The sequence below is a fragment of the Thalassotalea euphylliae genome (assembly GCF_003390335.1).
Taxonomy (GTDB): domain Bacteria; phylum Pseudomonadota; class Gammaproteobacteria; order Enterobacterales; family Alteromonadaceae; genus Thalassotalea_F; species Thalassotalea_F euphylliae_B.
On the sequence record NZ_QUOU01000001.1, the window covers coordinates 12499 to 28106 of the forward strand.

At 46.2% G+C, this 15608-nt stretch carries 14 protein-coding genes; 8 read left to right on the top strand and 6 right to left on the bottom strand.

Annotated features, from left to right (window positions below; translation table 11 throughout):
* Window positions 1-85 precede the first annotated feature (85 nt).
* Window positions 86-328 (bottom strand): sulfurtransferase TusA, encoded by a 243-nt coding sequence (gene tusA, locus DXX93_RS00045; protein ID WP_116006263.1) that lies wholly within the window; start codon window positions 326-328, stop codon window positions 86-88.
* A 265-nt stretch (window positions 329-593) separates the two neighbouring features.
* On the opposite strand from tusA, the gene DXX93_RS00050 reads away from it, so the two are divergent.
* From DXX93_RS00050 to DXX93_RS00065, 4 genes are all read left to right on the top strand, one after another.
* On the top strand, window positions 594-2537 hold the full coding sequence (locus tag DXX93_RS00050; RefSeq protein WP_116006264.1) for a transglycosylase SLT domain-containing protein: 1944 nt from the start codon (window positions 594-596) through the stop codon (window positions 2535-2537).
* Between the two features lie 188 nt (window positions 2538-2725).
* Window positions 2726-4045 carry a Xaa-Pro dipeptidase gene (gene pepQ, locus DXX93_RS00055; protein ID WP_116006265.1) on the top strand — a complete coding sequence of 440 codons (1320 nt, stop codon included), beginning with the start codon at window positions 2726-2728 and terminating at the stop codon, window positions 4043-4045.
* Window positions 4038-4733: a YigZ family protein gene (locus tag DXX93_RS00060; protein WP_258872551.1), complete on the top strand. Its 696-nt coding sequence runs from the start codon at window positions 4038-4040 to the stop codon at window positions 4731-4733. The genes pepQ and DXX93_RS00060 overlap by 8 nt, the downstream gene beginning before the upstream one ends.
* A gap of 159 nt (window positions 4734-4892) precedes the next feature.
* On the top strand, window positions 4893-6344 hold the full coding sequence (locus DXX93_RS00065) for a TrkH family potassium uptake protein (protein ID WP_116006266.1): 1452 nt from the start codon (window positions 4893-4895) through the stop codon (window positions 6342-6344).
* Window positions 6345-6423: 79 nt separating this feature from the next.
* Here DXX93_RS00065 and trkA read toward each other — a convergent pair whose 3' ends face one another.
* The 4 genes from trkA to def are packed head-to-tail and all read right to left on the bottom strand — an operon-like array spanning window position 6424 to window position 10707.
* Entirely contained in the window at window positions 6424-7800 is a 1377-nt protein-coding gene (gene trkA, locus DXX93_RS00070) for a Trk system potassium transporter TrkA (protein WP_116006267.1), read from the bottom strand.
* 57 nt (window positions 7801-7857) lie between these two features.
* Window positions 7858-9177: a 16S rRNA (cytosine(967)-C(5))-methyltransferase RsmB gene (gene rsmB, locus DXX93_RS00075; RefSeq protein ID WP_116006268.1), complete on the bottom strand. Its 1320-nt coding sequence runs from the start codon at window positions 9175-9177 to the stop codon at window positions 7858-7860.
* Window positions 9178-9182: 5 nt separating this feature from the next.
* Entirely contained in the window at window positions 9183-10166 is a 984-nt protein-coding gene (gene fmt, locus DXX93_RS00080) for a methionyl-tRNA formyltransferase (protein WP_116006269.1), read from the bottom strand.
* 28 nt (window positions 10167-10194) lie between these two features.
* Window positions 10195-10707, bottom strand: coding sequence for a peptide deformylase (gene def / locus DXX93_RS00085; protein ID WP_116006270.1), 513 nt, complete (start codon window positions 10705-10707; stop codon window positions 10195-10197).
* Between the two features lie 115 nt (window positions 10708-10822).
* On the opposite strand from def, the gene DXX93_RS00090 reads away from it, so the two are divergent.
* The 4 genes from DXX93_RS00090 to DXX93_RS00105 all read left to right on the top strand — a co-directional run bounded on the left by DXX93_RS00090 (window position 10823) and on the right by DXX93_RS00105 (window position 14440).
* Window positions 10823-11953, top strand: coding sequence for a LysM peptidoglycan-binding domain-containing protein (locus tag DXX93_RS00090; protein ID WP_116006271.1), 1131 nt, complete (start codon window positions 10823-10825; stop codon window positions 11951-11953).
* 181 nt (window positions 11954-12134) lie between these two features.
* Entirely contained in the window at window positions 12135-13235 is a 1101-nt protein-coding gene (gene dprA / locus DXX93_RS00095) for a DNA-processing protein DprA (RefSeq protein ID WP_116006272.1), read from the top strand.
* Between the two features lie 2 nt (window positions 13236-13237).
* The gene (locus DXX93_RS00100) at window positions 13238-13714 is read left to right on the top strand and encodes a DUF494 family protein (protein ID WP_116006273.1); all 477 of its coding nucleotides are present in this window, start codon (window positions 13238-13240) and stop codon (window positions 13712-13714) included.
* A 150-nt stretch (window positions 13715-13864) separates the two neighbouring features.
* The gene (locus DXX93_RS00105; RefSeq protein ID WP_116006274.1) at window positions 13865-14440 is read left to right on the top strand and encodes a DNA topoisomerase family protein; all 576 of its coding nucleotides are present in this window, start codon (window positions 13865-13867) and stop codon (window positions 14438-14440) included.
* A gap of 15 nt (window positions 14441-14455) precedes the next feature.
* On the opposite strand, the gene DXX93_RS00110 is transcribed toward DXX93_RS00105, so the two are convergent.
* Complete coding sequence (locus tag DXX93_RS00110) at window positions 14456-15607, bottom strand: 5-(carboxyamino)imidazole ribonucleotide synthase (protein ID WP_116006275.1); 1152 nt, start codon at window positions 15605-15607, stop codon at window positions 14456-14458.
* Window position 15608 lies beyond the last annotated feature (1 nt).

The window sequence follows — 15608 nt, forward strand, 5'->3', positions numbered from 1 at the left end:
TGAGTGATGGCAAAGTAGAGAGATTAAAAAGGAGGTATTTGCCTCCTTTTTTGTTTTAAGTTTTTGATTTAAAGAGAAATTATCTTCATGCTTTGCGAATAATATAGGTAAAAATACCATCAGCACTGTGCTGTGTAACTAATTCGTGTTCCATAAAGCGGCAGAAACTGGGAATATCGCGCGTTGTTGATGCATCGTCGGCTTTGATAAACAGTGTTTCACCGCTTTTCATATTGCGAATATGCTTACGTACCATCATCACTGGCTCGGGGCAACGCAAGCCCATCGCATCGAGGGTGTGGTCTGTTTCTATTAGGTGATCGCTCATCTATAAACCTTAACTATCACTGTCTTGTTAGCGTTAAAAGTCGTACTAATTAATCGGGCGGCAATCCTACCTGATCCATTTCACCATTAAAAGTTTACCCGTATAAATTTTACACACTGTTACGAGGGGAGGTCACGATAGACGCGATATTCATTGCTTATCTGGTAAGACTTCTAAATTCTGTCGATAAAACCGCGCCTCAGTGCTTGCAATGCACAGCGATGCGTGAATAATTCAAGTATGCCTATTTTTCACTGCATGCTTTATGTCATCTAATAAGCTTTTCATTTCATTGTGTTTTGTTGCTAGTGCCGCTGTATCTAGTTTAATTGCTTTACCAAGTGCTCATGCCTCAACCGATCAACGGGCGACATTTCTCAAGGCAGAAAAGCACGTTTGGCAGCCAGAGTCTCCTGAATATCAGAACCTGTACCAGCAGTTGCATTATTATCCGTTGCAGCCATATCTCGATCAAAAACGGTTAATGGACAAAATTCGTCTCAAGGATGCAACAGAAATAGGGGCGTTTTTGGCGAAATACCAAGGCACACCACTTGATTGGCCTTTGCGTAAGAAGTGGCTTGATTACTTAGCAAAACGTGAACAAAAAGCCCTCTTTTTAAAATTCTTTAAGCCAAATAGTGATGCTAAGCTAAATTGTACCCAACTGAGCTATCAGCTTGCCGGTGGTATGCCTGAAAAGGTGGTATTGCCTCAGGTGAAGCAATGGTGGTTAGTGGGGAAATCGCAAGCTAAAGCGTGTGATCCTATTTTTAAGCGTTGGCAAAAAGCGGGTTATTTAACTACTGACTTGGTATGGCAAAGGCTGACACTGGCCGCAGATGGCGGTAAACATACCTTAATTCCTTATCTAACTGGGCTGCTGCCAAAAGAACAACAGTATTTAGGCAAATTGTTTCACCGCGTAAGGCGCGACCCAAGTTATATCAGTCAGCTGTCGCGCTTTAAACGTTTTGATGCCAAAGAAACTCAGATCATGGCTTATGGCTTAAAACGGTTGATTTGGCGAGATCCCAAAAAGGCGCTGAAAACCTATCAGCAAGCCCAACAAAAATTCGTATTTAGCCAACAGCAACAAGATTATCTGACCAAGCGTTTTGCACTGGCTCTTGCGACCAAACATCACCCGCAAGCGAGTATATGGCTTGCTAAGGTAAAACCTGAAAACCTGGATAGCAACCTAGTGCAATGGCAGTTGGCAACAGCGCTCAAAGCGCAAAATTGGCCTGAAATTCAACGCACGTTGTTGGCCATGCCAAGCCAGATTCAAGCAAAATCACAATGGCAATATTGGTATGCGCGCAGTATGGCCGAAATAGGGCGTGATCAAGCAGCGCGTGAGTTGATGCTCGAACTTGCTCAAAAACGTCATTACTACGGCTTTATGGCGGCCAAATGGCTTAGTCACAATATCAATTTACAGCACAACCCACTGATGGTTGACACCAAAGTCGTTGCAAACATTATTGAAAACCCAGCGGCCAAGCGCGCGTTTGAACTCTTCCACCTTGAGCGTTATAGCCAAGCGCGCAAAGAGTGGAATTACTGGCTGTCTAAGCTATCAAAAAGCGAGAAGCTGGCCGCTGCTTCGTTTGCTTATCAGCAAGGCTGGTTTGATCGGCCCATCTTTACTTTGGCTGCGCAAGGCTATCTAGACGATGTTGAAATGCGTTTTCCCATGGCATATCGCGACGACATTGCCAATTACGCCGATAAAAATAGTATCGACCCCAGTTGGGCATTTGCGATTGCGCGCCGCGAAAGTTCGTTTATGCGTGATGCGCACTCGTCAGCAGGTGCACGTGGCCTGATGCAAATCATGCCAGCAACGGCGAAACAGTTAGAGCGAAAGGCCGTTTCCAGTCGTTATCTCAGCAATGCAAAAAATAATATCAAACTCGGTACTAAGTACTTAAAGCGCTTGCTTGACCGATATGAAGGCAACTTAGTGTTAGCGACCGCGTCATACAATGCAGGGCCTTATCGAGTGAAGCAATGGCTAGAAAAAGGCGAGACGCTGCCAGCAGATATTTGGATAGAAACCATTCCATTTAAAGAAACGCGTGAATATGTCAAAAGTGTGCTGGCGTATAAGCAAATATATCAGCACAAATTAAAGAGCGACGGCGAATCGCCATTTAGTACCGTACTTGGCATGCAAATCGGCAGTGTGCCTTTGGCGAAGTAATTGCTATCACCAGCTAACTTTTTACTGCGTTTATTCATCCTTACTGGTTAAAATAAGCCAAATTTAAAATTGTGTACGGTTTATACCAATTGATTCCAGTGAGCAATTTAGTTGGTTTAATCCGTTGTTATTAGCACGGCTGTTAACACCGCACGTACACAGAAAATAAATGCCACAAGAGAGCATCTATGACTAATCTAGCCAATGTTTATTCTGATCACATTAATGAATTGCAAGCGCGTGCGCGTAACGTACTTAATCGCGAAAACCTTGAGGGGTTAGTGATTCATTCCGGTAAAGAATTAAAAGTATTTTTAGACGATAACTCGTATCCCTTTAAAGTTAATCCGCATTTTAAGCATTGGCTACCCTTAACAAATGTCACTAACAGCTGGTTATTAATTAATGGCAACGATAAACCTGTGCTTGTTTACTATCAGCCGGTCGATTTTTGGCACAAAGTTGAAACCTTACAAGACGACTTCTGGACGCCATTTTTTGACATTAAAGTGATCACCAATGCTGCTCAGGTGGATGCGTTGTTACCTTATGACAAGGCTAACTATGCTTATCTCGGCGAACATATTGAAGTGGCGAAGGCGCTTGGGTTTGAGCAAATCAACCCAGACGGTGCATTGAGTTATCTGCACTTTCACCGCGCTTATAAAACCCCTTACGAACAGGCGTTGATGCGTCTATCAAATGAGCGTGCTGTTGCCGGTCATGTCGCGGCAAAAGCGGCGTTTATGGCAGGTGAGTCTGAATTTGAAATTCAGCGCGCCTATTTGCAAGCAACTTCCCATACCGATAGCGAAACCCCATACGGCAATATTGTTGCACTGAATGAGAATGCGGCGATATTGCATTACACAGCGTTAGAGCGTGACAAGCCAGCGCAACACAGATCTTTCTTGATTGATGCGGGGGCGAACTACCATGGTTATGCATCAGACATTACCCGTACCTACGCATTTGAGCAAAATGACTTTGCTGAACTTATCGCGCGTATGGATAAGTTAATGCTTAACGCGGTTGATGGCTTAAAACCGGGAAAGAGCTATGTTGAATTGCACTGTGAAACTTACCTTGATATTGGCCGCGTGTTGGCTGAATTTAACATCATTAATTGCAGTGCGGAAGTTGCGGCCGAGCAGGGCATTGTGTCGACATTCTTTCCACATGGCTTAGGCCATCACTTGGGCCTGCAGGTGCATGATGTGGGTGGCTTTATGGCCGACGAGCGCGGTACACATATTGACTCGCCAGCTAAGCATCCGTTCTTGCGTACCTCGCGCGCTGTTGAGGCAGGACAAGTGTTTACCATTGAACCGGGGTTGTACTTTATTGATTCACTTTTAGGGGAGCTAAAAGCTGGCGAGCACAGTCATGCGGTTAACTGGGCGCAGGTAGAAAAATTCAAACCATTTGGCGGTATACGCATCGAAGACAATATTATTGTCCATCAATCGCATAATGAGAACATGACCCGAGATTTAGACCTTGGCTGAGCCGAGTCGCGCCACTAAGGAAATAAAAGCCAAGGAAAAAAACGCTAAGGAAAGCCCGAGTAGTACGAGTACCTCTGGCTATTTAATTGCGACTGACGAGGTCTTGGTGGAAACCCAAGTCAATCGCAGTCGCTTCTTCTGCTACTTGTTTCCCTGTACCAGTTACGAGGTAATGAAAGCCCGATTAACTGAGCTGCAACAAGAACATCCTAATGCAAATCATCACTGTTATGCGTTTGTCAGCGCTGCACCGCAAGACAGTCAAGCCTATGGCTTTTCGGATGATGGTGAACCCAGTGGCACCGCAGGCAGGCCGATGCTAGCCATGTTACAAGGGAGTGGCATTGGGCAAGTTGCCGCCATCGTTGTTCGCTATTTCGGTGGAGTAAAACTGGGAACAGGGGGCTTGCAACGTGCCTATGGTGGCGCGCTCAAAGCAGCATTACCCAAGCTACCCACCACGCATAAAGTGTTGACGAAGACACGTGCGCTGAACGTGAGTTATCAGCAAGTGAGTGATATTCAGCACCTGATCAAACTGACCAATACGCAAGTCCTTGATGAGCAATATCAAGAAAATATTAAGTTTGTATTGGCTATCCCCATTGATCAGCTTAAACTATTTGAACAACAACTGCTTACCTTATCCAGTGGGGCGTTAACCTTAGTCAAAGCAAATCACCTTTAGTTATTTTAGCTATTGGAATTATTTGGCAACGGGTGATGGGCTTAAACTTTAGTGCGTTAAGCTAAGCAGATAACAATGCCAGTACTAAATCCGTTACTAAAATCATTACAGTATCTTTAGTACCAGAAATTAGTACCCCAAAGTCAGTACCAATACTAAGTGCAATATAGAAACATTATCCGTATTTTAGGGCTGCTGGTGGCGCTACTTAGCGTTACTATGTTACCGCCTGCTATTGTGTCACTCATCTACCGGGATGGTGGCGGTGTTCCCTTCTTAATGGCCTTTATGTGGTGCTTACTTATCGGCTTGGCACTATGGTATCCCAATCGCTTTAAAAAAGATGATCTCAGGGCAAGGGAAGGCTTTTTAATCGTTGTCTTGTTTTGGACGGTGCTTGCCAGTTTCTCTGCGATTCCATTGATGCTATTGGAAACCCCGAATCTGACCACAACAGATGCCTTTTTTGAGTCATTCTCTGGGTTAACCACTACCGGGGCAACGATTTTAACGCAAATCGATGGTTTACCACATGCTGTGCTTTTTTATCGTCAGCAATTGCAATGGCTCGGCGGTATGGGGATTATCGTGCTCGCGGTAGCCGTGCTCCCGATGCTTGGCATTGGTGGTATGCAGCTCTATCGCGCCGAAACGCCGGGGCCCGTTAAAGACTCGAAAATGACCCCGCGCATCGCCGATACGGCCAAGCACTTATGGTATATCTACTTGTCGTTAACCATTGCCTGTGCGCTCGCTTACTGGCTGGCAGGAATGTCGGTGTTTGATGCCATCTGTCACTCATTCGCCACCATTGCCATTGGTGGCTTTTCAACGCATGACGCCAGCATGGGCTACTTCAATAGCCCTGTCATTAATCTGATTTGTGTGGTCTTTTTAATTATTGCTGGGATTAACTTTGCCTTGCATTATGCCGCAGTACAGAACAAGTCTATTCGCAATTATTTTGCTGATCCTGAGTTTAAATTTTTTATTGCTCTTCAGGTAATATTAACGGCAATATGTTTTGGGGTGTTGATGAGCCATGGCACCTATCAAGATGCTGATGTTGCGCTTGATCAAGCACTATTTCAATCGGTGTCGATTAGCACGACAGCCGGCTTTGCGACGACTTCCTTTGCTGATTGGCCAACGTTACTGCCATTGTTGCTTATTTTTGCCAGCTTTATTGGCGGCTGTGCTGGTAGTACTGGTGGTGGCATGAAAGTCGTTCGCGTTGTTCTATTGTATTTACAAGGTATTCGCGAACTTAACAAACTGGTGCACCCCAAAGCGGTATTTACCATTAAGTTAGGTCGCAAGGCGCTACCTGATCGCGTGGTAGAAGCGGTATGGGGCTTCTTTTCTGCTTATGCGGCGGTATTTGTCATTTGTATGTTATTGCTGTTGGCATCAGGTATGGATGATATTAGTGCCTTTACCGCCGTCGCCGCGTGCATGAATAACTTAGGCCCAGGCTTGGGAGAAGTGGCGGCGAACTTCGCTTCAATTAGCGACTTTAGTAAGTGGGTGTTAATTGTTGCGATGTTGTTTGGTCGCTTGGAAATCTTTACGTTACTGGTGCTGTTTACACCGGCGTTCTGGCGCAACTAATACCAATCGAAATAAGCGAAACGTAGTCATTAAAAAAGCTGGTAAAAACCAGCTTTTTTCGTTTTTGAGATAGCGCACACTAAAAGTAAATGACACCGACTTGGAATAGCTTCTCAACATCAGAAATATACTTCTTATTCACTAAGAACAGAATGACGTGGTCATCTTCCATGATCACGCTATCTGAATGAGCGATAATGACCTCATCACCACGGACAATTGCGCCTATGGTGGTTCCAGGGGGAAGCTTGATATCGCGAATCTCTCGGCCAACCACTTTTGATGAGGTTTCGTCGCCTTTGGCGACAATTTCTATCGCTTCAGCGGCGCCGCCACGCAAGCTATACACATTATTAATCGTGCCTTTACGCACGTGAGTGAGTAGCGCGGAAATCGTTGAATGCTGCGGTGAGATGGCAATGTCGATACTGCTACCATGCACTAAGTTCACATAGGCTTCACGCTGAATCAACACCATGGTTTTGCGCACACCGAGTTTTTTCGCCAACAGTGACGACATGATATTGGCTTCATCGTCATTGGTCACGGCAATAAACACATCAAACTGATCAATATGCTCTTCAAGCAACAATTCTTGATCAGAGGAATCACCCGTGAAGATGAGCGTTTTATCGAGCTCTTGGGTTAACTGTTTAGCGCGCTCTGGTGAGCGCTCAATCAATTTAACCTGATGGTTTTGTTCGAGCTTTTTGGCAATACCTGCACCTATGTTACCACCGCCGGCAATCATAATGCGCTTATACGCTGGCTCGAGTTTTTGTAGCTCATTCATCACCGCGCGAATATGAATACTGGCGGCGATAAAGAACACTTCATCATCAGCTTCTATGACCGTCGTACCCAGTGGGCGAATCGGGCGACCATTGCGATATATCGCTGCTACACGTGTATCAACGTTCGGAATGTGCTCTTTGAGCGTTGATAAGGCGTGACCGACGAGTAAACCGCCGTAGTAGGCTTTAACGGCAACTAGGCTGACTTTGCCATTGGCGAATTCCAGTACTTGCAGTGCCCCCGGGTATTCAATTAAATGAATAATATCGCGCGTCACCAGTTGCTCTGGTGCTATCACATGGTCAACCGGGATATGATCTTTGTTAAATAACTCGCGTTTGCGCTCAACAATTTCTGATGAACGGATACGCGCCACTTTTTTCGGTGTGCTAAAGAGTGTGTAAGCGATTTGGCAGGCGATCATATTGGTTGCGTCGTCGTTGGTGACGGCAATGATCATATCAGCATCATCAGCACCTGCACGTGCCAGTACGTCAGGGTGACAGCCTTGGCCGGTAATGACCTGTAAATCGAGCTTATCTTGTAGCTCTAACAAGGTTTGGCTATTGGTATCAATCAACGAGATATCGTTGCGTTCACCAACTAGGTTTTCCGCTAAGGTACCGCCCACTTGGCCAGCGCCAATTATTATTATTTTCATAATTTACTATTCTTTGCTGCTGTCGATGGTCGGCAGCTCTGCTGCTATTGTGCTTATCTAACCTGCGCTTTTGACCAATTTGGCGTAGTAAAAACCGTCCATATCTTGTTCACCTGGCAAAATCTGCCAACCGATGTTGCCTTGATATTCGGGCAAATCAACCAATTGCGCGTCATTTTGCGAGGCAAGAAATTGCGCAATCTGCTGACTGTTCTCTTGTGGTAACACGCTGCAAGTGGCGTATAGCAAAGTACCACCGGGCTTGAGTAATGACCACATTTTTCTCAGTATCTGCGCCTGTAGCTGGGCAAGTGCCGCAATATCATCGGCCTTGCGCAACCACTTAATATCTGGGTGGCGTCTAATGACGCCTGTTGCAGAGCACGGCGCGTCGAGCAAAATGCGATCGTATAGCGTGCCATCCCACCATGACTCTGGCTTAGTCGCATCGCCACACTGCAATTTTGCGGCTAAGCCGATGCGCTCAAGGTTTTCTTGTACGCGCGCCAGCCGACGCTCATCGACATCAAGTGCCGTTACACTGGCAACCTCTGGTGTCTGCTCTATCAGGTGACAAGTTTTACCGCCAGGTGCCGCACAGCAATCGAGTACGTGATCGCCAGGCTGACAATCCAATAATCGAGCTGATTGCTGCGCCGCAGCATCTTGCACTGACGCTGCCCCAGCGCTGAAGTTTGGCAGTTTATTAACCTCTATTGCTTGATCTAGCTTAACGGCATGAGTGTTAGGCTCGATTGCTGCAACATTAATGTCGAGCTTTGCCAATTGTTGCTGATACTCATCGCTAGACTGCTGGCTAACATTGGCTCGTAACCACATCGGCGGGCGCTGCATATTAGCGGTTAAAATCGTCGACCATTGCTCTGGATAAGCGGCTTTAACCAATTTAATAAACCAGCTAGGGTGGTTGTAATAAACAGGCTCGGGAAGTGAGTTTGTACTCACTTCTGCTTTTTCTTCTTTATCTGAATTTTGATGCTGTCGCTGAAAGTTTCTTAGCACGCCATTCACCAAATTTTTCAGATGGCCACTTTTTAATTTTGCCGTCGAGGCTACGGTTTCATTGAGCGCTGCGTGGTCGGGGATACGGGTGTATTTAAGCTGGTAAATGCCGACCAAAATTAAAAAGTGACAAACGCGCTGTTTGCCTTTTAAGGGCTTGGCTAAAAACTGGCGGACATCATTTTCTAGCTCTGGTAAGTGGCGCAATACGCCGTAACAAAGCTCTTGCAGTAAGCCTTTATCTTTACCTTCAAGCTTGGCTGCTTTTAACGGTACTTCTTCGGCTAAACTGCGGCCTTGTTCAACAACGGCAAAACAGACTTTGGCGCTTTGTGCTCTAATATTGGCGCTCATTTGGGTTAGTTACCTTGCCCGCTGCCGGTAATTGATTGTCCTGCGACAAACCATTCGGCGCGGCCATTGAGTACGTCTTGTACAGGGAGTGGCTTCTTGCCCGGTAGTTGCAACACCTCTAAGCGATAAGCGTTTTCACTCGTGGCGACAACAATGCCTGTTTTGTCTGCGCTTATAATTTCCCCCGCTGATAATGCGCTAACATCTTGCTCAATTTCACTGGCTTGGTGCACTTTGACTGTGTGCGATTTACCTTCTTGATCAACCAGATTGATATGGCAACCGGGCCAAGGGAAGTAGGCGCGGCGCTTTAAATCAATGTCGCGTGCACTTTGTTGCCAATTAATTTCCGCTTGCGCTTTATCTAGCTTGGCGGCATAAGTGGCTTGTTCGTTGTCTTGCTCTTCACGGGGATAATCGCCAGCGGCCATCAAGGCTAAGGTGTCAACCAAGGCTTGCGGACCTAGCGCTGCTAATTTTTCATACAGGCTCGCACTGGTATCTGTCGGCAAGATAGGGCAGCTAGCTTTTAAAATCATATCGCCGGTATCTAAGCCTTCATCCATTTGCATAATCGTTACACCAGTTTCAGTGTCGCCTGCTTCTAGCGAGCGCTGGATCGGGGCGGCACCTCGCCACTTGGGCAGTAATGAGCCGTGCACATTGATACATCCTAATCGCGGTGCGTCTAAAATCACTTTTGGTAGCAATAATCCGTAGGCCACGACGACCATCACATCAGCATTTAGTGCTTTTAAGTCAAGCTGGTCTTGTACTTCCTTGAAATTATTGGGTTGATAAACCGGAATATCATGCGACTGTGCCAGTACTTTAGTGGCACAGGCCGTTAATTTTTTGCCTCGACCGGCGGGCTTGTCTGGCGGGCAGTAGGCGGCAATCACATGGTGCTCTGAGTCGATCAGCGCTTGTAAATGCTGGGCAGCAAAATCCGGCGTTCCGGCGAAAACGATATTAAGAGGAGTAGTCAATGGCTTACCTTAAATTAGCGAGGTTAGATTAAGCTTTGGCGGCGCTGCGAGCTTCTTTTTCAAGCTTAGTTTGAATGCGTTTGCGTTTTAGCGGTGATAAGTAATCAACAAACAACACGCCAGCTAAATGGTCAAGTTCGTGTTGAATACAAATACTGAGCAGCTCATCGGCATCACGCGTAAACTCGTTACCGTTGCGATCCAGCGCTTTTACGGTAACTTGTTCGTGGCGTGTGACTTTGGCGTAACAACCCGGTACCGATAAACAGCCTTCTTCGTTAACAAAGGTTTCATCGCTTTTTTTGATGATTTCAGGGTTGATTAGCGTGAGTGGGTCGCTTTTGTCTTCGCTGCAATCCATCACAACAATACGCTGATGAATATTCACTTGGGTGGCAGCTAGGCCAACGCCATTTTCGTCATACATGGTTTCGAACATGTCATCGACAATTTTTCTAATCTCATCATTAACTTGGGTTACAGGCTCGGCTTTGGTGCGCAATCTCTCATCAGGAAAGCGTAAAACGGATAAAACGGTCATAATTTTTACAAATAAATAGCGATAATTAGGCTAGGATGTTATGTTTCAATTTTAGCCATTAAATAACATTAATAATAGTGGTTTGAAGTTTTTGTATAAAATGGACAAGAGTAGCATGATAAAAAAAATTATACTCTCAGCAACATTCTTCACTTTGCCATGGCTTGCGGTTGCCAATGTACTTGAGTTAAACAAAGAGGCGCCTACGACTTACATCGTTGAGAAGGGAGACACGCTATGGGACATTTCTTCAATCTTTCTAGAACAACCTTGGTTGTGGCCAAAGTTATGGCGGCTAAATCCTGAAATTGATAATCCACACCTTATTTACCCTGGCGATGTGCTGCGTCTAGTTTATGACGAGCAAGGTGAGCCTCAGTTAATTGTTGAAGAAGCCACTGCACCACCTGTCGAAATTACGCCGCGTGAGAAGCCAACAATCAAGCTGTCGCCCAAACTGCGCAAACAAGCGAAGAAAGAGCCAGTAGCAACGTTACCGCTGCACGTAATTGCGCCATATATTCAATACGATCATTTACTCACCCAAGCGCAAGTTGACACCCTACCTTATGTGATTGGTAGCGATGAAGGTTACAAGTCGAGTATGGACGGGTTTAAAGTTTATGTGAATGATGACCTCATCCCGGGTAAGTCCTACGCTATGTACTACGTTGATGAAGAAATCATCGACCCAGAAACGGATAAGTCACTTGGCTATAATGTAAAGCTTACCGGCACGGCACAAGTTGTTCGCGCAGGCAATATGGCAGAGCGCCGTCCAAGTACCATGTTGGTTAATTCTGCCAATCGTGAAATTCGCTCAGGTAATTTAGTACTGCCGATAAACGAGGGGCAGCTACTTCCTTCATTCTTTACGATGCAAAGTGCTGACCCTTCGCTCCGTGGTGTAATTGTGAAGTCAGCAACCGATGGTAGAGAGTTTGGTAAACTTGAAGTGGTGATGATCAACCGCGGCAGCGAGCACGCAGTAAAAGTGGGTGATGTCTTGTCGATTCAACGTCAGAGCCCAGCCGTGGTCGAAACGAAAGACGGCCCACAATACAAAGCAACAGCTTCTCGCTGGGATCGATTAACCAGTGGTGGTGAGGCCGAGTATGATATGCCAGAAGAGCCACTTGGCGAAGTCATGGTGTTTAAGGTTTATGATCAAGCGTCAATGGCATTGATTTTACGTACCTCAAAACCTGCCCGTTTACTGGATATCGTCGCCGCACCTAAACCTTAAATCGTTACAACTGATTGAAAATAAAGGCATACCAGCTATAACTATAGTGGTATGCCTTTTTTGTTTTTGTCACGTATGCTGCTAGTGGGTTACTCGTTATTGGCTGGCGAAATAAGCTCAGTGAACGAAAATGGATAAAGTGATTAGGTAGTCTAAAACGATAAGGCACAGGGAGGTTGCTTTGGATAAGGACGACATTCAGTTATGGCTGGCGCTAAAATTAGTGCCGCGCTTGGCGGCTCATCGCAAGATAGCACTCGTAAAGGAGCACGGCTTAACCAAGCTGTTTAGTTACAAGGCTGCACAACTGCAAGCATTCGGGCTTAGCAAAAACCAAGCAAACGCTATTGCGGCGCCAGACTGGCAAGCTATTGCCGATATCATTGCTAAGAGTGATCAAGCCAAGAGTCAGATAGTGACATATTCTGATCCCGCTTACCCAAGTTTGCTTGCGCAAATTTACGACCCACCACTGGTACTCTGGGCAAAGGGCGATAAAACAATATTGAATACCCCACAAATTGCCATTGTGGGTAGCCGCGCCGCAACTCAAGCGGGTCGCGAATATGCAAGTCAGTTAGCGAGTGAGCTGTCGAGTGTGTTGACTATCACCAGCGGTCTGGCATTAGGGGTTGATGCTGCGGCTCATCAAGGGGCATTACATGCACGGCAAAACACGGTTGCAGTTATCGCCACGGGGATTGATAAAGTCTATCCTGCTCGTCATAAGCTGTTAGCCCGTAATATGATTGAACAGGGCGGAGTGATTGTCACTGAGTTTATGCCTGGCACGGTTGCTAAACCGGGGCATTTTCCGCGTCGAAATCGCATTATTAGTGGCTTGAGCTTAGGGACTGTTGTCGTCGAAGCAGAAGTTAAAAGTGGCTCGCTAGTAACGGCCAAAAGCGCACTTGAGCAAAATCGAGAAGTGTTCGCAGTACCGGGGTCCCCGCTTAACCCCATGGCAAAAGGTTGTCATCAGTTAATTAAACAAGGTGCTAAATTAATTGACTGTGCCGCCGACATCATCGAGGAGTTAGTTATTCCTGGCTCGTCCGGTCATGTTATTCAGGTTGATGAAAAAATTGTAAAAACTCATCAACAGGGGTTGTTAAACGATGCATTGTTAGCTAGTGTGGATTATGAAATCACCCCCGTAGACATGGTGGTTTCCCGGAGCAAACTTCCAACAGACGAAGTATTAACCCGGCTGACAATGCTTGAGCTTAGTGGTCTGGTATCTGCGGTACCTGGAGGCTATCTTCGATTACATAGGGGGTAATTATGTTCGACATTCTTATGTACCTTTTTGAGAATTATATTCACTCCGAAGCCGAAATCATGGTTGACCATGACGAGCTAACCGATGAACTGACGCGCGCTGGCTTTCATCAAGATGAAATATACAAAGCACTTAGCTGGTTAGAAAAACTGGCTGATTTGCAGAACAATGATGCTCACCCTTATTTAACTCGCCTATGTGGCCCTTCTACTCGTATTTATACTGCACAAGAAATGCAGCGCCTAGATACTGAGTGTCGTGGTTTTTTACTGTTCCTGGAGCAGGTTAATTTACTTGATGTAACAACCCGAGAGATGGTGATCGATCGCATCATGGAGCTCGACACTAAAGACTTTTATTTAGATGACTTAAAGTGGGTGGTGCTGATGGTACTGTTTAATGTACCGGGGCGTGAAAAAGCTTATTCGCAAATGGAAGACCTCATCTTTGATGAGCGTCCAGACGGCCCACTTCACTGAGCGCAGCTGATAAAAGCCACTGACGTTCGCTCACTTGGGCGGTGAACGTCATAACTATCCGATTTTGGGTAGGGTGATCCCAGCTGACTAGCTGTGGCATAATAGCCATAACACTCATCTGACTTTGTTGCTTACGGCGCTTGTATTGCTATGTCACAATCTAATGATCCTCTTTTCAGCCAACACGAGCACGCCTTAGAGCAAGCCTATGGTGTCTGCCCAGACTGTGGCAGTGAGCTCAGCATCAAACGCGGTAGAGCAGGCGCTTTTATTGGTTGCAATAGCTACCCTAAATGCCAATATACGCGTCCCGTTGTTGAGCACGAAAAAGTTGAAGACAAAGTGCTAGCTGGGTCGCAGTGTCCAGAATGTGGTCATGAACTGGCGGTCAAGCAGGGGCGTTATGGCATGTTTATTGGCTGTACTAATTTTCCTGCCTGTCACCATATTGAGCATGAACACCATGAAGCAGAGCCAGAAAACAAGGTGAGTTGCCCAAGTTGCCAAAAAGGCCAGTTAACCGCAAAAACAACCCGCTACGGAAAAACCTTTTACCCCTGTGACAATTATCCAAAATGTAAGTTTGCGGTGAACCATGAACCGGTTGCTGGTGAGTGCCAGCAGTGTGGCTTTGCCTTGTTGCTACGACGCCAAATGGCGGCAGGGGAGAAACTACAATGCGCTGACAAAAAATGCGGTCATTTTCAGTCAACGCAAAGTGAATAGATTAGCACTTGGCGGTTAGCCTTTATTTACTAGCTTCTGCGCGTACTCTTGAATATCGCTAAATGCCTGTGCAGGCAATAGCATTGCGACTTTTTCTAGCCGTTCGAATAAGGCCTGATTAGTGGCTGCTGACAAGTTAATGTGACCCATTTTGCGACCCGCACGTTTGGTTTTACCATACCAATGCAAGCTGACACTCGGAATATCTAAAATCGCATTGGGTACGCTGTCTTCACCCAGAATATTGATCATCGCAGTTGGTCGAACTAACTCACCACTGCCTAAAGGCAAGCCACATACTGCGCGCATGTGATTTTCAAATTGACAAGTATCGGCGCCTTGCTGTGTCCAATGCCCTGAATTGTGAACGCGCGGAGCAATTTCATTCACCAGCAGTTGATCACCTACTTGGAAAAACTCAATCGCTAACACACCCACGTAGTCAAGCGTATTGGCAATGCTATCGAACATTTGCTGAGCTTGTGCTTGTAGCGCCGCATTGTCGTTTAGAGCAATAGACACGGTAAGTACGCCATCTGTGTGATGGTTTTCTGTGAGCGGGTATACTTTGGTGTTCCCCTTGATATCACGCATGCCGACTAAGGAGACTTCGCGCTCAAAAGACACCATTTGCTCGGCAATTACCGCCTGTTTTACTGTGCTTTTACTGCCGTGGAAAAAGGCCTCAATATCAGCCCAAATCTCATCCGCTTGGTCTGTTTCTTTTAATCGCCACTGGCCTTTGCCATCGTACCCTTCAAGGGCACTCTTGAGAATTAGCGGCAATGCTAATGTTTGCAGGGCGTGGTCGAAGTCAGCTTTATTTTCGATGATTTGGTGCTTGGCGTTGTCAGCGCCCGCTTTATCAAGTAGTGCCTTTTCCAAGCGACGATCGCCACCTGTTTTAATCGCGCGGCTACTCGGTTTTAACTTACCGCTGGCTTCACACTGGGCTAATACATCATGAGTGATGTGCTCAAATTCAGCGGTGATCACATTGGCGAATGCAATGCCTGAGTTAAGGTCGCCATAACTCACTTCCGGATTTAATGGGTCAACTACACTATTAGCGCCAACATCGTAAGCGCGCACTTGGATATTTAAAGGCTTGCTGGCAAGCGACATCATACGCGCCAATTGCCCTGCACCTAAAATAAGTACGTTCATC